Below are 24,292 nucleotides of genomic sequence, written 5' to 3' on the forward strand. Positions count from 1 at the left end.
GCTTACTGCTTGCGCGGCAAGACGACGCCCGTGCCGGCCACTTTCTGCCGGCGCGGCGCGGGGAACTGCGATGGCGGCCAGCGGCTATTTCAGCGGCGGCAAGGGCGTGCCGGGCAGCAAGGCGGACAAGCCCAGCGCATCGACGTCGCGCACCGTGTTGGTCAGCACGATCACGCCCCGCTTGCCGTCCGTCGTGAACGCCGCATAGCTGGCGTAGCCGCCCGTCTGGCCGTTGTGCCAGGCGTAGCTGTGTCCCTGTTGCTGTTCCAGCAGCCAGGCCAGGCCGATTTTCGAGCTGCTGTCGGGCGCCAGCGGACGCTGCGGATGGATCGCCAGCGCATACGGGCGCAGCGGTTTATACATGTGGGCTTGCAGATAGGCGATCATGTCGCGCGCGCTGGAGTACACGCCGCCGGCCGGCGCCACCACGTTCATGTTCCATGCCGGCGTCGGTTCGCCCGACAGCTGGTGCCCGGGCGCCAGGCGCGCCAGCATGCTGCGCGTGGGCTTGTTCGAGGTGGAACGCATGCCCAGCGGCACGGCGATACGCTTTTGCAGCAGCGCTTCATAGCTGCTGCCGGCCTGGGTGGCCAGGGCCGTGCCCAGCACGGCGTAGCCGATATTGGAGTATTCAAGTTTCGTGCCCGGCGCGCGGGGCAGCTGGTAGGCGGCAAGGAACTGCCGCTGTTTGGCTGCCGTGTAATCGGCATACGGATCAGCGGGATCTCTGGGTGCGAAATTGTCGGGCAGGCGCGGCAGCGAGGAGTAATGCGTGGCCAGGTCGAGCAGGCTGATCGTCTTGCCCTCGAACGCAGGCACCGTATAGCCGGGCAATAATGCCGCCACCGGCTCGTCGAGTTTGACCTTGTTTTGGACGACGGCGTCGGCCAGCAGCAAGCCCGTCATGGTCTTGGTGACGGAACCGATCTGGTAGACGGTGTCGGCACCCGGTTTGATGTGCTTGCCGGCATGAATGCTGCCAAAGCCGTAGACGGCGCTGTGCTTGCCGTCGATCACGGCGATGACGATGCTGGCGTGCATGCCCGTGCGCGTCAGTTCTTCCGCGCGCTGGCGCACGGCGTCGTCGAGCGCGGGCGCGGCCAGTGCAGGGGAGGCCAGTGCAGCAGTGCCGGCGAGGCAAAGGGGGAGGAAGGCAAAAGTGGGTGTCATGGGAACCTGTCAGGTGATCAATGAAAAAGGCTAGTTCACGCCAGCCCCCGATAACGTGGCTGGGATGAATGCCGAGCATAGGCCGCTTACATGAAGGGTGCCTGAGTTTTATGTCATTCTTGCTATATTGGAAAACTGCCGGCCGCAGGCGCCTCCAGCAAACCCGCCAGCTGTGCCCGCATGTCGGCCGACATGCATTGCAGCAATTCGCCGCGCCGGCGCGCATCGGCGCGTTTCTTTGACGGCACGTCGGCCAGGTCCGGCGCCCGGTAGGGCGCGCAGGGCAGGTGATAATTACCGTCGCGCATGCGCAAGGCGTGCAATTCCTGCCACGCCAGATCGTAATCGGCGGCGATATGGCGCCGGCGCCGCGCATTCAGGGCGATGCGGTTGTCGTTGCTGATCAAAAACAGGTTATTGCAGGCAAAAAAATCGCCGAAATCGCGCAGGGCCGTCACCATCAGGTTTTTTGGGCGGCAGCCATGCAGCGCCCGCGTGGCTTCCTTGACGGCCAGCTTGCCCGCCTCCGAGCGCAAGCCTTGCAGCGCGCCCAGCTGCAAGGACACGCCATCGGCGCGCGGCAGGAACAGGAAGCTGGCCAGATAGAAAGCTTGGCCGTCGCGCGTCAGGCGCAGGCACAATTCGCCTTCGCGGTGGCTGTCGTGGATGGCCGTCAGCTGCAATCGATACAGCGCCGCGTCCTTGCCTTCGAACGCGGCCAGCACCACGGGCTGGCGCGCGGCCCGCTCGACCAGCGCGCGCGCCCCGGCCTGCCACAGGAAGCGGTAATGCCCTTCCAGCAAGGCCAGGCGATCCGTGCAACCGAGCTGGCGCGATGCGTATGGCCGGTAAATCTTGAAGCGCAAACAAGGATGCAGCTGTGCCAGGGAATGCAAGCCGGGCATGCTGCCCAGGAAGGCTTGCCAGCGCGTGCGCTGGCGGGGAAAGAAGAGGGCGCCCAGCGCCGCTTTCAGGCGGTGTCCGCTGGCGGAAGGTGGTGGCACGGTGGGGGGCACGGTGGGTGGCAAGGCGGCGCCGTGGCGCAGGGGTACAGCGATGTCATTCATGATTCGGCCGGAAAATGGCAGGCGCTGCACAATGAGAGCCTTGCCAAGCTGAATGCTACGTGGGCCAGGTGAAGTTCATATTAAGAAGCTCTCGGCACGGGCATTTAGAGGATGACAACTAAACATTTGCCTTTTAGTAACGCTGACGCTTATTCTGCCTGCTCGCCAACCCGATGACTGATACCTTTCATGAAGCACCGCCATTTGCTTGCCATTCCCATGCTCATTGCCGCCCTCGCCGCCCAGGCGCAAGAGCGCACGGCCGATCCTTTGGCGCCACTTGCGCAATGCATCAACCGCAGCCAATTCCAGTTCAAGCAGCAGGACCGCTTGCCCGCGCATGTGACGACGCGCAGCGTCAAGCTGGCGACGGGAGAAGGCCAGGTATCGGTGGCCGATGGCTATCGGCTGATGTTGTTCCACAAGGGCAGCTTGCCCTTCGTGAATCTGAAAATCGAACGCAGCGCCGACGGCCGGTTTGCCGCCGACCGCGGCACCATCGTGGCACAGATGCAGCAGATGTCGGCCAACAGCAAGCCGCCCCAGCTGGTGCCGCTGGAGACGGACACGCGCCAGGGCGTGGAAGTGCTAGCATTGAACAACCCCTATATCACGCGATCGTCCGGCGTGATCAGTCTATACACCTTGCTGCATGCTGCCAGCGGGACGGTCGCCACCGCCTACCTGCTCAATCAACCAGCGGACAAACGGGAATTCGCGACGGATGCGCAGTACCAGGCCTTGCGCGACCAGTTTATTGCCGTCCTGGCCAGTTGCATGGCCGAGTCGGCGCACTAGGGCATGCATACGTTGAAGGGGGCATTTGCATGAAAAAAGCACAGCCAGGCACGCAGTCCGCCAAGGGCGCCGCCTTGCCCGATCCTGCCGGCCTGTTCAATGCCAGTCTGGACGGCAACACGCGCCGGGCCATCGACCTGCACGAAGGCGCGCAGCGCGATACCTCGGCATTCAAGGCGCTGATACGCGCCGCCGTGGCGTTGAATGCGGCGCCGAAACCAGAACGGACGTCGACTTGAGACATTATCTGTATCTCTGGCACGACCCGGCCGCGCGCATGCTGGTCGCTTCCGGCATCGAATTCAAGGATTGTATGCCTGCCCTCGGCAAGGCTGGCGGCATCGTGCTGCGCCAGGGCGGCGCCGGCACGGCCAGGAAGCCTGTCAGCTACCAGACCTTTACACATCAGCAACTGCCTGCCCTGGCGCATGAAGATATATATGCCTGGGGCAGCCATGCCTGGGCCGATTGGAATGGCGCGCCGCCAGCTTCCCAGGATGCGGACGTGGCCGCGATGCTTGACCATCGTGGCGCGCTCACGCCGCTGCCCGCCTTGCGCAGCCGCTTTCTCGCCTTTGCCCACGACGACGGCTGGTACCTGAAACTATTCTATGCGGCATGGGACGACGTGGCGACCTTGCTCGTCGGCACCATTCCGCCAAGCTTGGGCGCGCTCGATCTGCATGCCCTGCGCCAGGGGGATGACGGCTATTGGCTGCAAGACGGCGCCGTCCAGGTGGAGCTGAAAACCCACGCTATCGACAGCGTGCTGAACCGCCGCCTGTAATCGCCGCTGGCAACTTCCTGCGCCACGCTATGGATACCGGGCCATACAGACCGGTTCAGACATCGCGCTTCCCCCTGCTATCCATGAGCAAGGCCAGCCTGGCCGCCATGCCGGCATTCTCGCGCAGCAAGCCGTCGCGTTCCTGCGCCAGGCTTTCCGCCTTCTGCTGCGACGCCTGTGCATTTTCGGCCAGCATGTCGAGCTGGCGGTCTTGCGCGGCCAGCGCCACCCTGGCGTCGTTCAGCGCCAGCAGGGCCGCATCGAGCTTGGCCAGCAGGGCGTCGGCGGACGCTGCCGCCTGCAAGTACTGAAATTCGAACTGGTCGCGCTCGGGACGCACGGTGGCCAGCGCGTCGCGGTCGGCGGCCGCTTCGCTGGATAAGCGCGCGTGTTCCGCCTGCAGCTGCGCCAGGCGCATGTCTTGCTGCACCAGGGTAGCTTGCTGGCCTTGCACCCGCTGCTGCAGCTGGGCGTTATCCTGTTCCAGCCGGCTTTCCCGTTGCTGCGCCTGGGCCCGTTCCTCGCTGCGCTGGGTCGCGGCCGCTTCCTGGTAATGGTCGAACTGCGAGCGCACCTGCGCCAGCTGGCGATTGAGTGCCGCGATCTCCTCGCCGCGGTCGGCCAGGCGCTGCGTCAGGCCCGCGTTGTCGCTGTGCAAGGTGGCCAGGGTGACGGCGCGGAAATGGTGTTCTTCCTTCAGTTGCGCCAGCGCATGCTGGGTGGCGCGCAACTCCTGGGTGAGGGCGGCGCGCGCCTCCGTCAGTTTCAAGCGCTCCGTTTCCGTCTTCTTCAGCTTATCCAGCGCCGCGTCGAGTTCGGCGCGGTTCTGTTGCATGCCCGTTTCCAGCTGCTGCGCCAGATCGCGCTGCTGCTTCTCGTACACGCCGCGCATCGCTTCCATCAGCTCGGCCGGCAAGCCTGCCTCCGTTTTCACGGCGCCTGCGCCATGGAACTCTTCCTTCCAGCGTTTTAACAGGGGAGCGATGGTGCTCTTGCTGCCCGTGCTGCCCAGCGCTTCGCGCACGCTGTCGACCGTGGGATTGCGCCCATCGGCAGCGACGATTTGGGCCGCTTTCATAACATCAGAGTACAAAATGCCGGTACGGGCCATAAAACCACCTATGAGCGAAATTTAGTAACGTATTACATGATACGTAATATCAGATAATATTACGATATAAATTTTGCTTGTTTTTGAAAATTATAAGAGGCGATAAGATTGCTTATCGCGTGTTATGGGGGTGGTTTGCATGCTATTCTGCGTACTTCCCAGTACAACACCGCGATTTCGCCACCGCCATGCTTGAATTCCCCCTCTCGAAACGCCGTGCCGCCGCGCCGAAAAGCGCCGCCATCGCCGTGGCACCGTTACATGGCGCCCTGATCGATGCCGAACTGGCCGCGCGCCACCAGGCGTTTCTCGCCGCTGCCACCTCGGACAACACGCGCCGCACCTACCGATCCGCCATCCGCCACTTCCAGGCCTGGGGCGGGGCGCTGCCCGCCGACGAGTCGACCGTCATCCGCTACCTGCTGGCGTATGCGGACAGCCTGAACGCCCGCACCCTGGCGCTGCGCCTGACGGCCCTGTCGCAATGGCATGTGTACCAGGGCTTCGCCAACCCCGCATCCACGCCGACCGTGCGCAAGACCCTGGCCGGCATCGCCCGCCTGCACGGCAAGCCGAAAAAGAAGGCCAAGGCCCTGCCGCTGGAAGACCTGGAGTTGATCGTCGCCAAACTGGCCGCGCTGGGCACGAACAAGGCTTTGCGCGACAGCGCCTTGCTGCAACTGGGTTTTTTTGGCGGTTTCCGGCGCAGCGAACTGGCGGGCTTGACGGTGGAAGACGTGAGCTGGGAGCCGCAAGGCATGGTGATCACCTTGCCCCGCTCGAAAACGGATCAATTGGGGGAGGGCATCGTCAAGGCGATCCCGTTCGGCGACGGCGTCTGCTGCCCGGCCACGGCCCTGCGCGCCTGGCTGGCCGCGGCGCACATCCGCACGGGGCCGCTATTGCGCACCGTCAACCAGTGGGGCCATGTAAGCGTGAAGGCGCTGCACGCGAGCAGCATCAACACGATCCTGGCAAGCTGCGCCAGGCTGGCGGCGCTTGATTACGTGCCGGAACTATCGAGCCACAGCCTGCGCCGCGGCATGGCCACCAGCGCCCACCGGGCCGGCGCCGATTTCCAGGCCATCAAGCGCCAGGGCGGCTGGCGCCACGACGGCACCGTGCATGGCTATATAGAGGAGGCGGGGCGCTTTGAGGAAAATGCGGCCGGGAGTTTGTTGAAGGGGAAGAAGAAGCCGATGGGCTGAGGGCGCCCGACAACATTCAGTCCGGCGGTGAACAGGAAGGCCAGCCTGATGCCTGCACCATGGCGTTGTAGGTCGGTTTCACCCAATTGTGTTGAGGCTGTCTACCGGCGAGTGCCCCAACACCATGCTGGCCATGTCCATGTCCGCCGGTGGCCGAGCTCATGCACGCGTATGCCGGGCTATCTAGTCGCCATTGCTGCCAAGCGCTTTTGGATGCTTTTTCCCAGTTGCACCCCTATAAAGCCGATGATGGTGTACAAGATTGTGAGGCCGACAAGATGCAGGCTAACAAACATCATGTTGGTCGATGGGAGACCGAACCCAGCAAGGACTAGTACAGAGGGTGCTAGCGCCACAAGACAAACCGGCGGCCAGACTCTTGTGTTCCGGAGCCCCAGAAATACAGCGACCGCGAATGCGCCCGCAATGAAGAAGTAAGCTTTGTCCAATGAAGAACCCCCGGGTTGGCAAATACGTGTTTGAACGCTCGATCGCTATGGGGCGACAGCGCACGACCAGAAAATCTCAGTGTATGGTGGCGTTGCTCCTTTGGCAAGCAAGAAAGAACAAGTGGCTTTGTTATGCGTTCCAGGACAAGGGTTTGATGAAGTAAATGCGCTCCCTGGCCGGATCGCCGAATGCTCCACGGCGCGTAGCCGATAGCCATTGCGGAGCAGCAAGTGCAGCACGCGCCAGGCTTCCGCTATGCTGCCGGGCCGTATCATGCGGCGGCCTGCTCCCGGGGGCGGATGATCATGCAGGTGGCCGTCGCGTGCGCGTACACCTTGCCGGCCTCGTCGCGGATCGTGCCTTCGGAAATGACCAGGTTGCGCCCTGCATTGATGACTTTGCCTTCCGCAAAGACCGTCACGTTGAAGGGCAGGGGACGGCACATCTTGATGTTGAGGTCTGTTGTGCCATAGCTTTCGCCGGCCGGCAAGACCGTGTGCGTGGCGCAGCCCGTGACCGTGTCGAGCACGGTGGCGGCGAAACCGCCGTGCACGCCGCCCATGGGATTGGTGTGGTTTTCATTCGCCGTCGCCGTGAAGATGACACGACCGTGCTCGATCGTGTGGGCATCCATCGGCATGGTCTTGGAAATGCCGGGCCGTGGGAACAGGCCTTGCGCGAAAGCTTGCATCAGTTGCAAGCCGGTCATGTCGTTGGGGTGCATGGGTAACTCCTGTGGTGGTGATGGGGGGATGGTCAGACGTCCTGCGCGAAACGCAGGCGCGAGGCGTGCAGCAGGAAGCGGGCGACGACGGCCAGTTCTTCCTCGCTGAAACCTTGCTTCAGTTGTGCATTCAGGCTGTCGAGCAAGGGCAGGGCGGCGGCCAGCACCTCGCCGCCCCTGGCCGACATGTGCAGGGTGCCGGCGCGCGCATCAAACGCCGACTGGCCGCGCACGATCAGGCCGTTTTCCTCCATGCGCGCCACCAGCCCCGTGACGGCCGAGTTTTTCAGTTGCAACAATCGCCCCAGATCCTTCAACTGGCAGCCTTCTTCGCCTTTCAGCGCAAACAGGGCGACCACTTGCGTGCCGGAAAATCCCAGTTCGCTGGTGAAGACGGCATCGGCCGAGCGAAACAGGTTCTGGCGCGCCAGGTTGAGCAGATTAAACAGGCGCGGCGAACGCTCGCCCAGCGGGCAGGCTGCGGCATCGGGAAGGTCTGAGGCGGGGGAGGTATTGGTACGCATGCGAAGTATACTACTACGTATGCGTAATAAATCAAGCGACGATTGTCAGTCGCGCTCGCGGCGTCCGATGTAGCGGGCGCGGGGACGGATCAAGGCCGCGCTGGCGGCTTGCTCGGCCGCATGCGCGATCCAGCCGGCCGAGCGGGCCAGCGCAAACACGCTCATGCCGGCGCCTTCGGGCCAATCAAACGCCAATTCCATGGCGGCCAGCGCCAGGTCGGCATTCGGTTTTACTTCGAGCAAGTCGCCCGCCGTGGCGCACGCGGCCAGGATGGCGGACAGTTGCGGGTACTCGTGTGTCATCGCTGCCAAACGGCCCAGCAGATACGCGGCGCGCGGGTCGCCCAGCGGATACAGCGGGTGGCCAAAGCCGGCGAATTCCGGCGCGAACATCTTGTAAAAGGCGCCGATGGCATCCTTGGCGTCTGGCGCGGCCAGCGCCTGCGTCAACATGCACCGCGCCGCCGCACTGCCGCCGCCGTGTTTGTCGCCGGACAAGGCTGCCAGCCCGGCGCCCAACGCGGCGGGCAAACTTGCGCCCGTCGAAGCGACGCAGCGCACGGCAAAGGTCGACGCATTCAATTCATGGTCGGCCAGCAGCACGAGTGCGGCGCGCAGCAATGCAGTCTGCTCCGCGTCGGCTCGCCACGCCTGGGCCAGTTGCAAGTGCAGCGGCAGGGCGGACGGCGCCGTCTGCAGCAGGGCGGCGGCCAGGATGCGCATCAGTGCCGGGCCCGACTGTAGCGTGTCCGCCGACGCTGGCATGGATGCCAGCACGGCCATGGCAAGCATGGTGCGCGCCAGCGGCGGCGCATCGGGCGCGCTGGCCAGCTCCTGCTGCAGTACAGGCGCATCCTGCCGGAAATAGTCGCCCGCGCCATCGTCCCACAGCAGGTTGGCGGCCGCCTCCAGCGTCGCGGACTCGGCCAATGTCGCCGCATCGCAGCCCCGGTACAGCAGCCGCCCATCGAGAATGTGGGAAATCTGTGTCTCCAGCACGGGCAAGCCCCAGTGCATGGCGGCCACGGCCGTCTGGCCGCCCCGTTTCGCGTCATTCTTGCGTGCCGCCAGGCGCAGCACCTCTTCCTGCGGATAGCGCTTGCGGCGCGATTCTCCGTTGCTGACGGAGGCCAGCAAGCCCCGGCTCACATAGGAATACAGGGTGGGCAGGCTGACGCCCAGGAGGCGCGCCGCGTCAAGGGCGGACAGATCGTTGTTCATGGCCGCCATTGTAGCGTTTGTCACTTTATATTGATTTGTGGAATCAAGATTGACGGCCCGGGTGGCGCGTCACTAGACTGATGCCTTTCCAGGAGTCTGCATGAGCACATTTACCATCCGCACCCTGCGCCGGGACGACGCCGCGCCACTGCTTGCCTTCGAGCAAGCCAACCGGGCCTGGTTCGAGCGCCATATCGACGGGCGCCCGGACGATTTTTACAGCATTGACGGCATCCACGCGCACGTCGCGCAATTTCTGGACGAGCACGCACAGGGGCGCATGCACCCCTGCGTCATCGTCGACGAACACGGACAATTGATCGGGCGCGCCAACCTCAAGGACATTGACCGGGAGCAAGGCGTAGCCGAAGTCGGTTACCGCATCGGGCAGCAGCAGGCGGGCAAGGGCCTGGCCACGGCCGCGCTGCAGCATTTGATCGCCCTGGCGCAAGATGAATGGCGGCTGAGCACCCTGTGCGCCTACGCCATCGACGGCAACGGGGCCTCGATCCGCGTGCTGGAGCGCTGCGGTTTCGCGCAGGGAATGGCCGTACCCGATATTGCCATGGTGGCAGGCAAGGCCGTCGATGGCCACCGGTTTGCGCTGGATTTGCGGGCGGCTGAGGTAGACTCTGCACTATGATAAATATGCAAAGTTGCCAGATATGAATCAGGAAACCTCAAAACGCATCATCGTCATCGGCGCCGGCATCGTCGGCGCGTCGCTGGCCTACCACCTGGCCAGCAAGGGGGCAAATGTCACCGTGGTGGAGGCGGGCGGCATCGCTTCCGGCGTGACGGGCACCTCGTTTGCCTGGATCAACGCGTCCTGCGCGGGGACTGACCCCATCATGGCCCTGCGCTGCGGCGCCATCGCCGCCTGGCGCCGGCTGGAAACGCAGGTGCCGGGCTTGACGCTGCGCTGGCATGGGGCCTTGTCGTATGGCACGCAGGATGGGCGCGTGTCGCCCTCGTGCATATTGATTGAGCGCGCCCGCATTTCCCAGCTGGAACCGCATCTGCGGCAACCACCGCAACAGGCCGTCCACGAGCCGGAGCAGGGCGCCCTCGACGCCGTTGCCGCCACGCACGCCTTGCTGGCAGCGGCCCGGGCGCTCGGCGCGACCGTCCGCACGCACGCGCCCGTGTTGGGTTTTGTCGTCCAGGACGCGAAGGTGACGGGCGTGGAAACGGCCGCTGGCGTCATCGAGGCGGATATGGTCGTATTGGCGGCAGGCACGGGTACTGCCGCGCTGGCGCAGAAACTGGGCGCCAGCCTGCCCATCCACGCCTCGCCCGCCATCTTCCTGCGCTACCAGGCGCCACCCGGCCTGGTGCAGGGCATCATTTCCAGCCATGCCATGGAAGTGCGGCAAGCCGAGGACGGCACCATGCTGGCAGCGGAAGATTACCTGGACGACGCGCCGGAAAACCAGCCCGCCGCCATGGCGCTGCGCACGGCCAACGCGATCCGGGAAGAACTTGAGGGCGCCGAAGCCATCGCGCCCGAGTTCGCCTGCATCGGCCTGCGCCCCATGCCCGTCGATGGCGTGCCCGTCATCGGCTCTTTGCCGCAGGTGGAAGGCGTGTACGTGTGCGCCATGCATCCTGGCGTGGTGCTGGCAGGCATCGTGGGCCAACTGGCCAGCGGGGAAATCGTCACTGGCGAGCCAGCGTCAGCCCTGGAGGCTTGCCGGCCCGCGCGCTTTCTGGCGTGCTGATTCTTAAGGCACAGCTACCACGAACACGGGCAGGACGAATGGCGCTTCCTCCTGCTCATCGCCTTCCTCCGACGGCTCCTGCATATGGTCCGCGTTGCGCCAGTCCCCGTTTACCACGCGGTCAGCGATCAGCGCCAGATCCTGCGTTTCGCGCAGTTCGCAGCGAAACGGCAGCCGCCGATGCGAGCGCGACACCAGGCTGTAGCGCAGCTGGCGGCATTGCGCATCGTGCCAGCAATACAACAGCATCTCCCCGCCACCGAGCGCGCTGCTGCGGGCCGCGATCACCTGGCCGATGAACTCGACGATATCCGCCGCTTCTATGTACGGCGTTTCCTCGTCCGTGGGCGAGAAGCTCCACATATTGGCCCGGGCTTCGTGATTGATGTCGTCGGGATCAACGAGCACCTCATCGTCTTGCGCCATCTCCATCCAAGCATTGACTGTCTTGCAGTTCATCATGTCATTACTCTGCCAGTAATTGAGCAAGCATCGGGAGCGCAGACGAAGCATGCAAGGCGAGCCACACGCAGGTCAATTGGCATCCCATGTTTTAAAATCCGTCGATACCGACCGCCATGCGCCATGCGGAAGTTTGGCCTGCATCGAAATGGAAAGTCCGCCCGCGCCCAAACAATCACCCGGCTGCCATTGGGCATTTTTCAAACTAAGCGCCCGCGCTCTTCCCAAGTCGACATTTGTCAGTTCATTTGTGTCATAGCCAACTTCCAATACTGGATGCAGTACTTTTCCAATGGCTGCTACATATAAGGTATTGACATGGACCTCGGGTTTGTCGAAACGTTCATAAAGCCTTGTTGCCGCTGATTTGAAACCCTGGCGAATGGCAATGCTGATGGTCGCAGGACCATTGCACCCCAGAAGCGAAGCAAGCGCCCAATAATCATGATCAGCAGTAACAAGTCTGGCCAGACAACGTTCTATCCATGCCGATTCATCGGATCTGAATTCCTTCCAATATGGAGACAAGGAATTTTGAAGGTAGCCGACTTCATGCAATGCCCCGACCAGGTTGATTTGCTTGTCCAGGCAGTCGATATCTTGCAACAAATGGGCTGCGGCTGCGGCGACTGCATACTCGCCCTTATCCGTGGCTTTCTCTGCGAGTTTTTTCAGTTTGGCGTTAATACTCATGACTCTCCTGGCGCGGGCGATACCGCGCTCATCGTGGTTTTTGGTGACTCCGGGAAGCGGGGACCGCGTTGATTGTCGTCGCGTGGCGCGCGTCGACGCAAACCTGGTCTGGATTGTGCCATACCTCGACCTTTAAGCTCCGCTTCCTTGACTCAACCCCTCGGCCCATCCGCCAGCAGCTCTGCCAGCCTGGTCGTCAGCCACAAACTCGTCTCGCTCAGCTTCTTCCCATGGATCGACAGCCGCCGTACGGGCAGGCGCGACAAGGCCAGCGCAGGACAGGGCACTTCCTGCAGGTAACCCTTGTAATTGTCGTAATTGGCGATATTCAGCGGCAAAATAGCCCAGCCCAGCTCGTCCGCCACCATTTCCGCGATGCTGTAAAAACTGTCGGAAAACCAGACGGCGGGGCTGAAGGCGTGTTCGCGGTTGAGTTCGGAATCCATGATCAGCTGGCGGTAGCGGGTCAGTTCGTTGCGGCTCACTTCCTGGCCGTGTGCCATCGGGTGGCCTTTTGCCACGAACACGCCTTGCGCCACGCTGCCGATGTGCTGCTGTTCCAGCACGGGCGAGATGGGGCCGCGGTCAAAATGAAAGGCCACGTCGGCTTGCTGCTGCTCCACGTACTGCGCCACCTCGGACGCCGTGGCGTTGAGCATCACCAGTTCCAGCGCCGGGTAGCGCGCCGCCAGTTCCTTGACCAGGGTGCTGATTGCCAGGTAGGGCAGGGCTTCGTCCAGCGCCAGGGTCAGCTGGGCTTCGGGCGCCGCGCTCAGCAGTTGGGCGCGCAGCTGCAGGCGCTCGGCCTGGCGCAGCAGTTCGCACGCTTCCAGGTGCATCACCTTGCCCGCTTCCGTCAGCACGGCGCTGCGGCGCGAACGGTCGAACAGTTCCACGCCGAATTCCGCTTCCAGCAAGCCGATCGAGGTGCTGACCACCGATTGCGCGCGGCCCAGCCGGCGCGCCGCGCCCGAGAAAGAACCGGCCGCGACGGCCGCCTCGAAGTAGCGCATTTGTTCCAAAGTCCACTGCATGGCATCCACCTATCTGTTTTACAGATGGATTTTAACTTGAATGCCATTCAGGGGCGACATAAAATGCGTTGACTAATTCAATAACATGAGATCCGCCATGAAAAACGCCCAAGCCAATTCCCCCGCCATCAGCTTTGCCTGGTGTCACGACGCCACCGCTGAAGATGCGCTGTGCAAGTTATATCTTGATAACGTCAGCGCCGACTATATCTCCCACTCTGAGCTGCAGGGCGAACGCGCCGATGCGCCCGGCAACTGGCGCGCGGACTTGCCTGAGGTGATACGCGGCGAAATCCGCGCCGCCCTGTCGCATGACTGGGCGCATGGCGATTCGACCCTGCTGGCCGTCGCCATGTCGGGTGATGCCATCGTCGGCATGGCCCTCGTTTCCATCGACACGCGCCAGCGCGCCTCGAAATCGTTCGCCGCGCTGGACGACCTGGTCTTGCTGCCCGCCGTGCGCGGCAGCGGCATCGGCAGCTTGCTGGTGGAGTGGGTGGCCGACGAGCTGCGCGGCCACGGCATCGCCCGCCTGTTCCTCGAATGCGGCGCGCACAACTTGACGGCGCAACAATTCTTCCAGGGCCGTGGCTTCAAGCAAGTATCCGTCGTCATGCTGCGCGAACTCGAGGCGCCCGCAGTGTCCGCTGTGGTGGATGACAAGGATGGCGACCGTGGCTGACGCCCGCCGCCCCCGACAAGCCCAGGCCCGAGGCAGCCTGGAACGTAAATATTTGCGCAGCACCAAATTCATCCACACCGATAGTTGTTAAAAGTTACACTAAAATCCATCAATTGTTTATGCATCCAATGAAAAAATGGCTGACGCTGGCCATCGTCTCCAGCGCCTTGTTCCTCATCGTGGTCGACATGACCGTGCTCTACACCGCCTTGCCCGCGCTGACGCGCGACCTGCAGGCATCCTCTTCACAAAAACTGTGGATCATCAACGTGTACGCGCTGGTCGTCTCCGGCTTGCTGCCTGGCCTCGGCACCCTCGGTGACCGCTTGAGCCATAAACCCGTTTTCCTCGCCGGCCTGGCCGTGTTCGGCATCGCCTCGCTGTGCGCCGCGTTTTCGCCCGCGCCGGAATGGCTGATCTTTGCCCGCGTGTTGCTGGCCATCGGCGCCGCCTTGATGATGCCGGCCACCTTGTCCATCATCCGCCTGACCTTTACGGACAACCGCGAGCGCTCGTTCGCCATCGGCGTGTGGGCGGCCATCGCCTCCGGCGGCGCCGCGTTCGGCCCCGTGCTCGGTGGTTTCCTGATGGAGCATTACTGGTGGGGTTCCGTCTTCCTGATCAACGTACCCATCGTGCTGCTGACTCTGGTGCTGGCCGCCGTCGTCCTGCCGAAACGGGCTGGCAACCGCGACAAGCCGTGGGACTTGAAGGGCTCGCTGCAAATCATGATGGGTCTGCTTGGTGGCGTGTATGCGATCAAGGAACTGGGCAAGTCGCAGCCGTCGTATGCGCTGGCCGCCGCCTCGTTCGCCGTGGGCGCCTTCTTCATGCTGACCTTCGTGCGCCGCCAGAAACGCCAAGCCAAGCCGTTGATCGACTTCGCCCTGTTCCGCGAACTGCCGTTTTCCAGCGCCGTGGCCGCCGCCATGGTGGCCTCGGCCGCCCTGATCGGCATGGAACTGGCGCTGAGCCAGCACATGCAGCTGGTGCGGGAATTGTCGCCGCTGGAAGCGGGCTTGCTGCTGCTGCCGCTGCCGCTGGCGTCCGTGTTTGCGGGGCCGCTGACGGGTTTCATGCTGCCGCGCGCGGACAAGGCCAAGGTCCTGTGGGGTTCGCTGTTGCTGTCCGGCATAGGCATGGCAGCGTATCTGGTGCTGCATGACGCCGCCGTCTCGGCGCAAGTAGCCAGCCTGGTGATCCTGGGCCTGGGCTTGGGCGCCGTCATGACGGCCGCGTCGAGCGCCGTGATGCTCAACGTGGCGCCGCAGCAAGCCGGCATGGCCGCCTCGATCGAGGAAGTGTCATATGAGCTGGGCGCCGTGATCGGCGTGACGGTGCTGGGCACGATTCTGTCGGCCGTCTACAGCGCCACCCTGGTGATCCCGGAAAGCGCGGGCCTGTTGCCGAATGCGCATGACACGCTCGACGCGGCGCTGCTGGCCGCCGAGCAATTGCCGGCCGAACTGGGCTTGCAAGTGTCGGAACTGGCCCGTTCAGCCTTCGACAAGGCGTTCATTGTCGTGCTGGCCACGGCGTCGGGCATTTTGATGGTCTCGGCCATGGCGATTCGCCACCTGCACCTGCGGGCGCGCCGGGCGATTTAATTGCTCAATCGCCGATCAACGGCGCCACCTTGTCGCGCAGAATCGTCCATTGGGCGTCGAGCACGGCCTGGTTGGGGTCGTGCCCGGCTCGTTTCACCAGGGTAAAACTCTTGTACGGCGCCGTGATGCTGTCGAAATACGTGCGCGATGGCGGGCGAGGTCAGCAAGTCCGCTTCGCCCATGATGAAAAACACGGGCAAGTCAAGGCGCGTGCCCAGCGCGGGCAGGTCGACCTTGGCGAACATGCCGTCGCCGCGCAGGCCGATGTACTGGATGTACGAATAGTCATCGGCCGCCTCGGCGGCGGCCAGCGCTTGTGGCGTGGCGTAGAACGGCGCCGGCTGCCACCAGTCGTCCTCTTCTATCTAGTTGCTGGAAACTACAGCGTGCAATCTCGCGCCGCCTTGCCGGCGATAAAGCGGGTGCTGGCCTGTTCAAAACAGGCGGGCGCCGTCCATAAAAGGAAATGCGGGGCGTTGTGCACGGTGGACAGGGCCACCTTGCCGGCCTTGCTCTGCGTCAAAGCCTGTACTTGCGCCTGCGCGCCCGCGTACGGCGTCTTCGGGTCCAGGGTTCCCTGCAGCACCAAAGTTGGCGGCACTTTCGCCGGCAAGGCGCCGAAATAGGCGTCGCGCGGGTAGGTCGGCAAGCCGCCGCCCAAGAGGATGCGGGGCAGGGGACTGGTAAACAGCAAGTCCGCCTCTTCGCGGTCGGTGTCGACGGCGGCCCAGTTGGGGCGCAACGACGGCTGCAGATTGTTTTCCGAGTTGCTGATAATGCTGACCAGCGGAATCGACAGCGGCGACTGGGGGTAATTGCCCAGGCCAGCTGCCGCCTGCGTCAACGTGGCGCGCACGGACGCCAGTTCACCATCCTTACCCTGGTCCAATTCCTGCAGCAGATACGGGATGCGGGCGCGGGCGGGCGGCACGTCGAGCATGCCACCGAGGAAGTTTTTCAGGTTCTTGCCCGGAATCTTCGCCAGCACGGTGGGGTCGGCTTGCGCCTTGTCCAGCACGCGGCGGTACAGCGTTTCGGCCGACTCGCCCAGTGCCGCATGGCAAGATGCATCCGCGTCGCAGCGGGCCAGCACTTGCATGCCGACCTGGTTGACCACCTGCGAGCGCTGGCTCAAGTCCCAGCGCGCATCCGTTTGCGGGGGCACCAGCGAATCAAAAATGACGCCCTGGACGGGCAGCGGCCCCAGCTGCAAGGTGCGCAAGACCAGCTGCGTGCCGTACGACACACTGTATACATACACGGGCGGTTTGTTCTTGCTCCGTTCGCCGTCGATCAAGGCCTTCAAGTCGCGCGCGGCCGTGGTGATGGCAAACTGCGCCGCGTATTCCGGCATCAGATTGATGCCCGTAAAGCAGCTGGCCCATTCGGCGCCCGCCAGCGCGCGGCCGCCGGGGCTTGGTTCGGATTCCTCCACCTTGCACAGGCGCGACGAATGGCCCGTGCCGCGATGGTCGGGGATCAGGAATTCAAAGCCGGGAAAGCTGCGGCGCAAGGTGGGCAGCAGGCTGTAGAACGAGGCGCCAGATTCGCCGGGGCCGCCCGCCACCAGCCACACAGTGCCCTTGGGGAGCTTGCCGGCAGGCACATCGGCGGCAAACTTGCGCACGAAAACGTGCATGGCGTCCGCCTCGCCGACGGCGCGGCCCTGCGCATCGTAGCTGCCGGGCACGTTCAAGCCCGAGCACAGGCTGCCGGGAGCGGCCGTATCGGAGCAGGGCGTGAAAAACATCGGCTCTGCATGCAGGGAGGTGCCGGCCAGCAGAGTGGCCAGCAGGGTCAGGCGGGGAAGAAAGGTCATCGGCTACCTTGGCGGCGGTGGGGAACAGCCGCCAAAGTAGCGTTTTTTGCAGCAATTGTCCAGATGGAAATATTTCTGCTCGATACTATGCTTGCTTGTTATTGCGCAGCAAGCGCAAGCCGTTGGCCACCACCAGCAGGCTGGCGCCCACGTCGGCGAACACGGCCATCCACAGGGTCGCCATGCCGGCCAGGGCCAGGCCGAAGAAGACGGCCTTGATGCCGATGGCAAAGCTGATGTTTTGCACGAGGATGCTGCGCGTGCGCTGGCTCAGGCTGATGAATTCGGGCAATTTCCCCAGCTCATCATCCATCAGGGCCACGTCCGCCGTCTCGATGGCCGTGTCGCTGCCGGCCGCGCCCATGGCAAAGCCGATGTCGGCCTGCGCCAGGGCCGGGGCGTCGTTGACGCCGTCGCCCAGCATGGCCACCACGCCGAACTGCTGCTGCAAGGCCTTGATTTCATCGAGCTTGTTTTCCGGCAGCAATTCGGCCTTGACCAGGCTGACACCGACTTCATCGCCGATGCGCTGCGCCGTCAGCAGATTGTCGCCCGTCAGCATCACGGTGGTGACGCCCAGCGCATGCAATCTGGCGATGGCAGACGCCGCCGTCGGGCGCAGCACATCGGCCACGGCGATCACGCCCAGCGCGCCGGCGTTGGTCGCCAGCACCATGGCCGTATAGGCGAGCTGTTCCAGTCCGGTCAGGGTCGCCTGCAGTTCCGGCGTGAGCACATTGAGTTCCGTCATCAGGCGCGCATTGCCCAGGTAGTATGTCTGGCCGGCGATATCGCCTTGCACGCCGCGCCCATGCAGGGCGGCAAACTGGCTGACGGGCAAGTGGCTGCTGGCGGGCGGCCCGGCCTTGACGATGGCGGCGGCCAGTGGGTGGGCGGAATTGGCGTCCAGGCTGGCGGCCAGCTGCAGGATGGCGTCGCGGCTGCTGCCTGCCAATGCCACCACGTCCGTGACGGCCGGTTTGCCCATGGTCAGGGTGCCCGTCTTGTCCACGGCGATGGCCTTGATGCGGTAGCCCGTTTCCAGGAATTGCCCGCCTTTCACTAAAATGCCGCGGCGCGCGGCCGCCGTCAGGCCACTGACGACGGTAACGGGCGTGGAAATGACCAGCGCGCACGGGCAGGCGATGACCAGCATCACCAGCGCTTTATACACCCAGGCCATGAAGGGCTGGCCCAGCAGCAGTGGCGGCAGCACGGCCACCAGGATGGCGAACACGACGACAGCGGGCGTGTAGTAGCGGGCGAAATTGTCGACGAAGCGCTGCGTGGGCGCCTGTTTTCCTTGCGTTTCCTCGATCACCTTGACGATCTTGGCCAGGGTGCTGTTGCCGCTGTTGGCCGTGACGGTGACGTCGAGCAAGCCCCGTTCATTGATGGTGCCCGCATACACGACGTCGCCCACGGCCTTGTCTACTGGCATGCTTTCACCCGTGATCGGCGCCTGGTTGACGGACGATTCTCCACTTTGCACGATGCCGTCGAGGGCGATGCGCTCGCCCGGTTTCACGCGCATGAGGGTGCCGATGGCCACCGTGGCCACGCTGACCGACTGCCAGGCGCCGCTGGCGTCGGCGACTGTCGCCGTATCGGGCGCCAGCTGCATCAGGCTGTGCACGGCGTTGCGCGCGCGGTTCAGCGACAATCCCTCGATCAGCTCGGCAATGGCGAACAGGAAGATGACCATGGCCGCTTCCGGCCACTGGCCGATGGCGATGGCGCCGAAGACCGCCAGGCTCATCAGGAAATTGATGTTCAGGGTGAACGTTTTCAGGGCGATCCAGCCCTTTTTCAGGGTCGGCCAGCCGCCCGTGGCGATCGACAGCAGGGCCAGGGCGATGACGAGGGGCGAACTGTCTGCATGCGTGGTCCATGCCAGCGCTTCGGCCCCGGCCGCCGCCAGGCCGGACACCAGCAGCAAGCCCTTTTGCATGCCGCTGAGGTTGCCTTCGTCCGGGTTGCGCACGACAGCGGCGTCCGCCTGCATGGGGATGGCTTGCATGCCGATGCCGTGCAGGGCCGCTTCCACCGTGGCCAGTGTAGGCAGGGTGTGGTGCACGTCCAGCACGCGGTTCATCAGGTTGAAGTCGAGGCCCACCACGCCGGCCATCGTGGCCAGCTTGTTGCGGATCAGGCGCTCTTCCGTGGGGCAATCCATGTTGGCAATCCGGTATTTGGCCGTGTTCGCGCCGGCGATGGGGGCGCTGGGCAGCGCCGGGCCAGATGGCGCGGCGGGCGTGGACGAGCACGCATGCTGGCTGGAGCAGCAACTGGCGGCCTTGGGCGCATGGTCATGCGCATGGTCATGCTTGTGCTCGTGGGTGTGATCGTGGCTATCGTGCGGCATCGCATTCGTCCTTCCGGTTTCGTGTATGCTTCCATTAGAAACCCTGTAGCGGCTACAGGGTCAAGTGGAATTTGCATGAAAGAATGAAAAGGGGATCCCATGCGTATCGGAGAACTGGCCAAACGGACAGATTGTGACGTGGAAACCGTGCGTTACTATGAAAAAGCGGGCTTGCTGCAGGAACCGGGCCGCAACAGCGCCGGCTACCGCGAGTACCGCGAAGAACACCAGGAACGGCTGCAATTCATCCGCCATTGCCGCTCGCTGCAGATCGGCTTGACCGATATCCGCGCCTTGCTGGAATTTAAGAACAATCCGGCCGAAGGCTGCCAGAGCGTCAACGAATTGCTCGATCACCATATCTTGCGCATCGCCGAGCAGATGGCGAACCTGCAAACCTTGCAGCAGCAACTGGTGACCCTGCGCCACCAGTGCGACCAGCCGCAGCCGTCGCAAGACTGCGCGATTTTGCAGAACCTGTCCGAAGCGGCCAGCGGCCACGACTGCGCCTGCCATACCGAACTTCATTGAACCGATTGCTACATGTTGAAACTGTTGCCTAAAAAAACTTTACTGACCTTATCCCTGCTGTCGCCGCTCTGCCATGCGGCCGATGCGCCTGCCGCCACCGGCCACTACCTGACCCTGTACGCCGTGCCCGGCGTGCCGCAAGACGACGACCCGTATACCTGGAGCACGGCTGGCGGCAAGCAGCTCACAAAAGGCGTGACGCAGGCGGACGGCCGCGCCTATGTCAAAGGGGAGGAGGGCGAAGAAAACTACATCCTGAAAACGGTCAGCATGCGCTGGCAGCTGAAGGTGCCCGCCGAATGCTGGCAGGGCGCCCCTGACGCCTTCCAGCAATGCATGCAACTGGCCAAAACCACGAGCCGCCATGATGAAGAGCAGGATGCGCGCAAGCTGGCCGAGCAGCAGAAGGGCGCCAAGATGCAGGCAAGAATCGCCGCCTACGCGGTGGAGGCCCGCGCCAACGACGATGCGCTGGCCTGGCTGGGGCGCTTGCCTTCGAGCTGGACAATAGAAAGTTATGGCACGCGCCTGCTGCGCAGCGGCGACAAGATCGCCAGACAGATAGGCGACGCGCTCAAGGATGGCGGGCCAGATGCGCGCCAGTTCGTCTGCCGCGCGCCCGACTACTACGGCCCCGTGCCGGACCAGGCCGCTGTTGAAGCGTGGATGACATTGCCGGGCGATGTGCGCAAGGTGCGCTCAGGCCCCGCCTGGGATGCGCTGGTGGCGGCTGGCGAAAAGGGCAACTGGATGGCCCGATTGGAACTGTATTACGCCTTGTCCAGCGTCAATGTCAGCGAACTGAGCTTGCTGGAACAGTATCGCATCGTGCAATTGATGGAATGGCTGCACAAGAAGCAGATCGGCGGCCTGTACAGCTACTTCAGCGCCGGCATGCCTGACGCGCCCGGCAATTCCCGCAGCGCCACCTGGCGCTTGCAGGACCAGGCCTCGCTGTATGCGGCCATGCTGGGCAGTTACGATGACCAGAACAGCAGGGGCAGCGTCTTGCAGACGGACGCGGATCCCGCGCTGGCCGAGGCGGGCAGGAAAATGCTGGCCTGCGCCCAGGCGGCCATGCCGCAACGTCGCTAACGCGCCAGCAACGGCGGGCCGCCATCGCCCAGGCGGAAGGCATCGACCACGCGCAATAAATCGTGCGCCTGGTCCTGCATGCTTTGCGCGGCGGCGGCCGATTGCTCGACGAGGGCGGCATTGCGCTGGGTCAATTCGTCCATTTCCGTGATGGCATTGTTGACTTCCTCGATGCCCTTGCTCTGGCGCTGGCTGGCCGCCGTGATGTCATTCATGATTTCCGTCACCTGCTGGACGGAGGCGACGATATCGCCCATGGTGCGCCCGGCGCTGTCGGCCAGCTCGCTGCCCGTTTCTATCCTGGCCACGGAATCTTCGATCAGCTGCTTGATTTCGCGCGCCGCCGTGGCCGAGCGCTGCGCCAGGCCCCGCACTTCGGTGGCGACGACGGCAAAGCCGCGTCCCTGTTCGCCCGCGCGCGCCGCTTCCACGGCCGCGTTCAGGGCGAGGATATTGGTCTGGAAGGCGATGCCGTCGATGACGGCAATGATATCGACGATGCGTCCGGAACTGGCCTTGATCGAACCCATCGTCTCGACCACCTGGCCCACGACGCGCCCGCCTTCCAGCGCCACGTTCGACGTCGACAGCACCATCTGGTTGGCCTGGTGCGCATGGCTGGCATTCTCGCGCACGGTATCGGTCAAGGCATGCATGGATGACGCCGTTTCCTGCAAGGAATGGGCTTGCGACTCGGTGCGGGCCGACAAGTCCGCATTGCCCAGCGCGATTTCACTCGCTTCCACCGTGATGGTGGAGCCTGCCTGGCGTATGTCGCCCAATAAGGTGTTCCAGTTTTTCAGCACGGTGGCCAGCGCGCGCGACAGCTTGCCCACCTCATCGTCGCCCTGCGCGTCGATGCGCATGGTCAGGTCGCCGGCGGCCAGCGATTCGGCGGCGCGGCAAGCCTCGTCGATGGGCCGCACCACGGAGCGCGCCACCCAGGTGGCGATCAGGGCCAGCAGGGCAAAGCCGATGGCCATGGTGCCCAGCGACAGCCAGCCGGCGCGCTGGCCCGCATTCTTGGTATCCTGCAAGGCATCGACAGTGCGGCGGTCGAGGTTGACCAGCACCTGACGCAGTTGTCCGCGCACTTGCTGATAGTGTCCGGCGGCATTTTGCATCGCCGCCACGCCCGTATTCGGGTCCATCGAAGCGAGGTCCAGCGCCTGCGCCACGCTGGCACGGTAGCGCTCGATGCCCGGCAGCGCCTGGCCCGCTTCCGTGGCGGCGCCCGAGAATTTCTGCAGTTCCTTCAAACCTTGCGCGATGGCGTTCAGATGGCCATCCGTTTGCGCGCCGAATTGCTGGAACTGCTCCTCCGACAAGCTGGCGGCGATGGCGATCTTCGCATACACGTCGGCGTGCACCTGGCCCAGGGCAATAGCTTGCTGGTTCGCAAGCCGCTCGGCCGTCAGGGTAACGTCTTTCAGTTCGCGCATGCGCTGCTCGTTTTGCTGCATGGCGAAGTACGACAAGGCCCCCATGGCCAGCAGGCAAGCCAGCGCGACCACCGGGACGATCAACATCTTCTGTGCGATTTTCATCGGAACCCATATCGTCAAGAGAGCGGAAAAGCATCCCGGCGCCGGCGGCGCGGCGGATGGCTACAGGTAGATGCCGCCGCAGACGACGGTCTCGGCCAGCTTTTCGCAATACATCACTTTCGGTTCGATCTTCTTGGTTTCCGGATTCGTGAATTTGTATTCCTGCCAGAAGGTGCCCTTGCTCTTGGCCAGGTCGACGCGTTCCTTGACGAAAGCCTTGCCATCGATATCCTTCAATTCGATCAGGTTCTTGCCCACCATTTTCGGGTTGGCGCCATGCGCGACGACGGTGCCGTCGAGTTTATAGACGACCAGGTACAGGTCGTGCAGGATGAATTGCGGCGACTTGGCCGTGATCTCGCCATACGCTTTGGCGTCGCCGGCGCTCTTGATGTAGGCCACGCCTTTCTTGACCATGGCTTCGGCGTCGGTGCGCGTGGCACCGCCTTCGGCGGTGCTGGCGATACCGGGCAAGGTCGCGGCGGCGAGCATGACCGACAGGCAAATGACAGGGGCGAAATTGGGCATGAGAATCTCCTTCACAGTGCGGCAGGGGAAAGCCGGCGGGGGACCGGTGCGGTAAGGCGGCGCCTATCGAAGTGCCGACGTTTCATAGTAGCGCGATGTAGCCAGACATGCGCTGGTGCAACAGATTTTTTTTGCGTGGGGCGTTTTTGCAACGCCGCGTGCAGATTGGCGCCAAGGCGTTTACAGAGTGAGGGGAGGGGAGCAGGCTATCGATACGATAGTGTGGTGCGTGCGCCGCGCTACCAGTCGGCCGGGTCTTCCGCCGCCGCGCGCGCCAGGTCAGCGTGCCAGTCTTGCCGCACCAGGCGGTAGATATCGGCAAAGAAGGCGCGCGGATCGGCCATCTCGTCCCACAGGGCAGGCAGCGCGTGCGTGCGTGCTTTCGGGGTCGTGTTCGAGGATGGCCTGAAAGTCATAATCGGGGTCTTGCAAGGCCCGCGCCAGCACGGCCACGAGCGCATGGCGGTGGCGGTAGCCGAGTTCCTTGTACTGGGACGTGATGTCGCGCCGTATCAGCGCCGCGCGCTGGGTGGCATCGTTCATGTCCCAGGTGTCCAGTTCCACGCCCAGGGTTTCTTCGCGGTCATACACGTCAAAGGGACCGAGGAAATGGTGCAAGGTGGGAACGTAGAGGGCGTTGCTCCAAGGGCCGCGCAAGCCCTTCAGTTTCTTTTTCTGCATGGCTGCTTTTCGTTCACGCGCATTCAGGCAAGGTCCAGCCCTCGTAACCCAGGTCGGTCGGGTAGATGGCGCGGTGCTGGTTCTGGCCCCAGCGGGCATGGTCGAGGATGCCGTCTTCATGCATGTCCAGCACCCATTCCGTGCTTTCCAGCAGGGTGCCATCCTTGTGATATACGCGGAAGAAGGCGGATGTGCTGAGGGCGCGCACGATATTGTGCGGCACGCCGTTGCCGTAGTGCGGTACATAGGTCTTGATCACGCATGTGCGCTGGTCGTTCCATTGCTGTGCATACACGGTGGCATTGCGCGCCGCGCTCACTTTGATGAAGAGCCAGCCTGCCAACACAATGAGGAGCAGGAAGGCGGCGGCGATCAGGCCGGTTTTCTTGAGTAGCTGCATGAGGTCATGGCATGGCCGAAAACAAAGTTTCTGCATTGTATGTCAAGAGCAGAAATACTTGCTGTAC

At 63.6% G+C, this 24,292-nt stretch carries 24 protein-coding genes and 1 pseudogene; 10 read left to right on the forward strand and 15 right to left on the reverse strand.

The annotated features are described in order from the left end of the window. Positions 1–84 precede the first annotated feature (84 nt). Together AC54AF_RS01420 and AC54AF_RS01425 are read right to left on the reverse strand one after the other, a co-directional pair. Positions 85–1,170: a serine hydrolase domain-containing protein gene (locus tag AC54AF_RS01420; protein WP_496634816.1), complete on the reverse strand. Its 1,086-nt coding sequence runs from the start codon at positions 1,168–1,170 to the stop codon at positions 85–87. Positions 1,171–1,292: 122 nt separating this feature from the next. After that, the gene (locus tag AC54AF_RS01425) at positions 1,293–2,237 is read right to left on the reverse strand and encodes a VirK/YbjX family protein (RefSeq protein WP_496634818.1); all 945 of its coding nucleotides are present in this window, start codon (positions 2,235–2,237) and stop codon (positions 1,293–1,295) included. A gap of 189 nt (positions 2,238–2,426) precedes the next feature. Here AC54AF_RS01425 and AC54AF_RS01430 point away from each other — a divergent pair, with 189 nt between their 5' ends. From AC54AF_RS01430 to AC54AF_RS01440, 3 genes and pseudogenes are all read left to right on the forward strand, one after another. Then, positions 2,427–3,035, forward strand: a complete 609-nt coding sequence (locus tag AC54AF_RS01430) for a hypothetical protein (RefSeq protein WP_496634820.1) — start codon at positions 2,427–2,429, stop codon at positions 3,033–3,035. A 59-nt stretch (positions 3,036–3,094) separates the two neighbouring features. Next, positions 3,095–3,274, forward strand: a pseudogene (locus AC54AF_RS01435) (DUF1801 domain-containing protein); the annotation flags it as partial. Further along, a complete protein-coding gene (locus AC54AF_RS01440) occupies positions 3,271–3,822 on the forward strand; it encodes a hypothetical protein (protein WP_496634822.1) in 552 nt (183 codons plus the stop codon). The pseudogene AC54AF_RS01435 and the gene AC54AF_RS01440, both read left to right, overlap by 4 nt. Before the next feature lie 55 nt (positions 3,823–3,877). Here the strand turns inward: AC54AF_RS01440 and AC54AF_RS01445 are convergent, their stop codons facing one another. Beyond that, positions 3,878–4,900 (reverse strand): DNA-binding protein, encoded by a 1,023-nt coding sequence (locus tag AC54AF_RS01445; RefSeq protein ID WP_496634824.1) that lies wholly within the window; start codon positions 4,898–4,900, stop codon positions 3,878–3,880. Between the two features lie 221 nt (positions 4,901–5,121). On the opposite strand from AC54AF_RS01445, the gene AC54AF_RS01450 reads away from it, so the two are divergent. Then, the gene (locus tag AC54AF_RS01450) at positions 5,122–6,141 is read left to right on the forward strand and encodes a tyrosine-type recombinase/integrase (protein ID WP_496634826.1); all 1,020 of its coding nucleotides are present in this window, start codon (positions 5,122–5,124) and stop codon (positions 6,139–6,141) included. A 721-nt stretch (positions 6,142–6,862) separates the two neighbouring features. Here AC54AF_RS01450 and AC54AF_RS01455 read toward each other — a convergent pair. Genes AC54AF_RS01455 through AC54AF_RS01465 form a run of 3 tightly spaced genes read right to left on the reverse strand, consistent with a single transcriptional unit; the run spans position 6,863 to position 9,060 of the window. Then, positions 6,863–7,315: a PaaI family thioesterase gene (locus AC54AF_RS01455; protein WP_070288367.1), complete on the reverse strand. Its 453-nt coding sequence runs from the start codon at positions 7,313–7,315 to the stop codon at positions 6,863–6,865. A 32-nt stretch (positions 7,316–7,347) separates the two neighbouring features. Next, positions 7,348–7,839, reverse strand: coding sequence for a MarR family winged helix-turn-helix transcriptional regulator (locus tag AC54AF_RS01460; protein WP_496634829.1), 492 nt, complete (start codon positions 7,837–7,839; stop codon positions 7,348–7,350). 45 nt (positions 7,840–7,884) lie between these two features. Then, on the reverse strand, positions 7,885–9,060 hold the full coding sequence (locus AC54AF_RS01465; RefSeq protein ID WP_496634831.1) for a citrate synthase: 1,176 nt from the start codon (positions 9,058–9,060) through the stop codon (positions 7,885–7,887). Between the two features lie 100 nt (positions 9,061–9,160). Here AC54AF_RS01465 and AC54AF_RS01470 point away from each other — a divergent pair, with 100 nt between their 5' ends. Further along, positions 9,161–9,703 carry a GNAT family N-acetyltransferase gene (locus AC54AF_RS01470; RefSeq protein ID WP_496634833.1) on the forward strand — a complete coding sequence of 181 codons (543 nt, stop codon included), beginning with the start codon at positions 9,161–9,163 and terminating at the stop codon, positions 9,701–9,703. Positions 9,704–9,725: 22 nt separating this feature from the next. Then, entirely contained in the window at positions 9,726–10,781 is a 1,056-nt protein-coding gene (locus tag AC54AF_RS01475; protein ID WP_496634835.1) for an NAD(P)/FAD-dependent oxidoreductase, read from the forward strand. A gap of 3 nt (positions 10,782–10,784) precedes the next feature. Here AC54AF_RS01475 and AC54AF_RS01480 read toward each other — a convergent pair whose 3' ends face one another. From AC54AF_RS01480 to AC54AF_RS01490, 3 genes are all read right to left on the reverse strand, one after another. Beyond that, positions 10,785–11,243 (reverse strand): hypothetical protein, encoded by a 459-nt coding sequence (locus AC54AF_RS01480; RefSeq protein WP_496634837.1) that lies wholly within the window; start codon positions 11,241–11,243, stop codon positions 10,785–10,787. A 72-nt stretch (positions 11,244–11,315) separates the two neighbouring features. Further along, positions 11,316–11,936: a hypothetical protein gene (locus tag AC54AF_RS01485; RefSeq protein ID WP_496634839.1), complete on the reverse strand. Its 621-nt coding sequence runs from the start codon at positions 11,934–11,936 to the stop codon at positions 11,316–11,318. 152 nt (positions 11,937–12,088) lie between these two features. Beyond that, the gene (locus tag AC54AF_RS01490; protein ID WP_496634841.1) at positions 12,089–12,970 is read right to left on the reverse strand and encodes a LysR family transcriptional regulator; all 882 of its coding nucleotides are present in this window, start codon (positions 12,968–12,970) and stop codon (positions 12,089–12,091) included. Positions 12,971–13,067: 97 nt separating this feature from the next. Between AC54AF_RS01490 and AC54AF_RS01495 the strand changes: the two genes are divergently transcribed. Both AC54AF_RS01495 and AC54AF_RS01500 read left to right on the forward strand, forming a co-directional pair. Next, entirely contained in the window at positions 13,068–13,652 is a 585-nt protein-coding gene (locus AC54AF_RS01495; RefSeq protein ID WP_496634843.1) for a GNAT family N-acetyltransferase, read from the forward strand. 128 nt (positions 13,653–13,780) lie between these two features. Further along, on the forward strand, positions 13,781–15,259 hold the full coding sequence (locus AC54AF_RS01500; RefSeq protein WP_496634960.1) for an MFS transporter: 1,479 nt from the start codon (positions 13,781–13,783) through the stop codon (positions 15,257–15,259). Between the two features lie 379 nt (positions 15,260–15,638). Here the strand turns inward: AC54AF_RS01500 and AC54AF_RS01505 are convergent, their stop codons facing one another. After that, positions 15,639–17,078, reverse strand: a complete 1,440-nt coding sequence (locus AC54AF_RS01505; RefSeq protein ID WP_496634845.1) for an alpha/beta hydrolase — start codon at positions 17,076–17,078, stop codon at positions 15,639–15,641. Between the two features lie 85 nt (positions 17,079–17,163). After that, a complete protein-coding gene (locus AC54AF_RS01510; RefSeq protein ID WP_496634847.1) occupies positions 17,164–19,443 on the reverse strand; it encodes a heavy metal translocating P-type ATPase in 2,280 nt (759 codons plus the stop codon). Positions 19,444–19,542: 99 nt separating this feature from the next. Here AC54AF_RS01510 and cadR point away from each other — a divergent pair, with 99 nt between their 5' ends. Both cadR and AC54AF_RS01520 read left to right on the forward strand, forming a co-directional pair. Then, positions 19,543–19,974 (forward strand): Cd(II)/Pb(II)-responsive transcriptional regulator, encoded by a 432-nt coding sequence (gene cadR, locus AC54AF_RS01515; RefSeq protein ID WP_034787498.1) that lies wholly within the window; start codon positions 19,543–19,545, stop codon positions 19,972–19,974. Positions 19,975–19,986: 12 nt separating this feature from the next. Continuing rightward, positions 19,987–21,069, forward strand: coding sequence for a hypothetical protein (locus AC54AF_RS01520; RefSeq protein WP_496634849.1), 1,083 nt, complete (start codon positions 19,987–19,989; stop codon positions 21,067–21,069). Here AC54AF_RS01520 and AC54AF_RS01525 read toward each other — a convergent pair. The 4 genes from AC54AF_RS01525 to AC54AF_RS01540 form a co-directional block, all read right to left on the reverse strand. Next, positions 21,066–22,616 carry a methyl-accepting chemotaxis protein gene (locus AC54AF_RS01525; RefSeq protein WP_496634851.1) on the reverse strand — a complete coding sequence of 517 codons (1,551 nt, stop codon included), beginning with the start codon at positions 22,614–22,616 and terminating at the stop codon, positions 21,066–21,068. The two genes, AC54AF_RS01520 and AC54AF_RS01525, sit on opposite strands and share 4 nt — an antisense overlap. 60 nt (positions 22,617–22,676) lie before the next feature. Next, the gene (locus AC54AF_RS01530) at positions 22,677–23,144 is read right to left on the reverse strand and encodes a cache domain-containing protein (protein ID WP_496634853.1); all 468 of its coding nucleotides are present in this window, start codon (positions 23,142–23,144) and stop codon (positions 22,677–22,679) included. Between the two features lie 279 nt (positions 23,145–23,423). Beyond that, the gene (locus AC54AF_RS01535) at positions 23,424–23,825 is read right to left on the reverse strand and encodes a hypothetical protein (protein ID WP_496634855.1); all 402 of its coding nucleotides are present in this window, start codon (positions 23,823–23,825) and stop codon (positions 23,424–23,426) included. Positions 23,826–23,838: 13 nt separating this feature from the next. Then, positions 23,839–24,225 (reverse strand): hypothetical protein, encoded by a 387-nt coding sequence (locus AC54AF_RS01540; RefSeq protein WP_496634857.1) that lies wholly within the window; start codon positions 24,223–24,225, stop codon positions 23,839–23,841. Positions 24,226–24,292: the final 67 nt, after the last annotated feature.

It is taken from the genome of Janthinobacterium sp. JF4 (genome assembly GCF_059617925.1).

Bases quoted from the DNA above. Each gene is read 5' to 3' on its own strand.
- AC54AF_RS01500 (WP_496634960.1), top strand. From the start codon at position 13,781: ATGAAAAAATGGCTGACGCTGGCCATCGTCTCCAGCGCCTTGTTCCTC.
- AC54AF_RS01445 (WP_496634824.1), bottom strand. From the start codon at position 4,900: ATGAAAGCGGCCCAAATCGTCGCTGCCGATGGGCGCAATCCCACGGTC.
- AC54AF_RS01460 (WP_496634829.1), bottom strand. From the start codon at position 7,839: ATGCGTACCAATACCTCCCCCGCCTCAGACCTTCCCGATGCCGCAGCC.
- AC54AF_RS01470 (WP_496634833.1), top strand. From the start codon at position 9,161: ATGAGCACATTTACCATCCGCACCCTGCGCCGGGACGACGCCGCGCCA.
- AC54AF_RS01425 (WP_496634818.1), bottom strand. From the start codon at position 2,237: ATGAATGACATCGCTGTACCCCTGCGCCACGGCGCCGCCTTGCCACCC.
- AC54AF_RS01525 (WP_496634851.1), bottom strand. From the start codon at position 22,616: ATGAAAATCGCACAGAAGATGTTGATCGTCCCGGTGGTCGCGCTGGCT.
- AC54AF_RS01490 (WP_496634841.1), bottom strand. From the start codon at position 12,970: ATGCAGTGGACTTTGGAACAAATGCGCTACTTCGAGGCGGCCGTCGCG.
- AC54AF_RS01535 (WP_496634855.1), bottom strand. From the start codon at position 23,825: ATGCAGAAAAAGAAACTGAAGGGCTTGCGCGGCCCTTGGAGCAACGCC.
- AC54AF_RS01450 (WP_496634826.1), top strand. From the start codon at position 5,122: ATGCTTGAATTCCCCCTCTCGAAACGCCGTGCCGCCGCGCCGAAAAGC.
- AC54AF_RS01505 (WP_496634845.1), bottom strand. From the start codon at position 17,078: ATGACCTTTCTTCCCCGCCTGACCCTGCTGGCCACTCTGCTGGCCGGC.
- AC54AF_RS01540 (WP_496634857.1), bottom strand. From the start codon at position 24,225: ATGCAGCTACTCAAGAAAACCGGCCTGATCGCCGCCGCCTTCCTGCTC.
- AC54AF_RS01485 (WP_496634839.1), bottom strand. From the start codon at position 11,936: ATGAGTATTAACGCCAAACTGAAAAAACTCGCAGAGAAAGCCACGGAT.
- AC54AF_RS01420 (WP_496634816.1), bottom strand. From the start codon at position 1,170: ATGACACCCACTTTTGCCTTCCTCCCCCTTTGCCTCGCCGGCACTGCT.
- AC54AF_RS01430 (WP_496634820.1), top strand. From the start codon at position 2,427: ATGAAGCACCGCCATTTGCTTGCCATTCCCATGCTCATTGCCGCCCTC.
- cadR (WP_034787498.1), top strand. From the start codon at position 19,543: ATGCGTATCGGAGAACTGGCCAAACGGACAGATTGTGACGTGGAAACC.
- AC54AF_RS01455 (WP_070288367.1), bottom strand. From the start codon at position 7,315: ATGCACCCCAACGACATGACCGGCTTGCAACTGATGCAAGCTTTCGCG.
- AC54AF_RS01465 (WP_496634831.1), bottom strand. From the start codon at position 9,060: ATGAACAACGATCTGTCCGCCCTTGACGCGGCGCGCCTCCTGGGCGTC.
- AC54AF_RS01480 (WP_496634837.1), bottom strand. From the start codon at position 11,243: ATGATGAACTGCAAGACAGTCAATGCTTGGATGGAGATGGCGCAAGAC.
- AC54AF_RS01475 (WP_496634835.1), top strand. From the start codon at position 9,726: ATGAATCAGGAAACCTCAAAACGCATCATCGTCATCGGCGCCGGCATC.
- AC54AF_RS01510 (WP_496634847.1), bottom strand. From the start codon at position 19,443: ATGCCGCACGATAGCCACGATCACACCCACGAGCACAAGCATGACCAT.
- AC54AF_RS01520 (WP_496634849.1), top strand. From the start codon at position 19,987: ATGTTGAAACTGTTGCCTAAAAAAACTTTACTGACCTTATCCCTGCTG.
- AC54AF_RS01495 (WP_496634843.1), top strand. From the start codon at position 13,068: ATGAAAAACGCCCAAGCCAATTCCCCCGCCATCAGCTTTGCCTGGTGT.
- AC54AF_RS01530 (WP_496634853.1), bottom strand. From the start codon at position 23,144: ATGCCCAATTTCGCCCCTGTCATTTGCCTGTCGGTCATGCTCGCCGCC.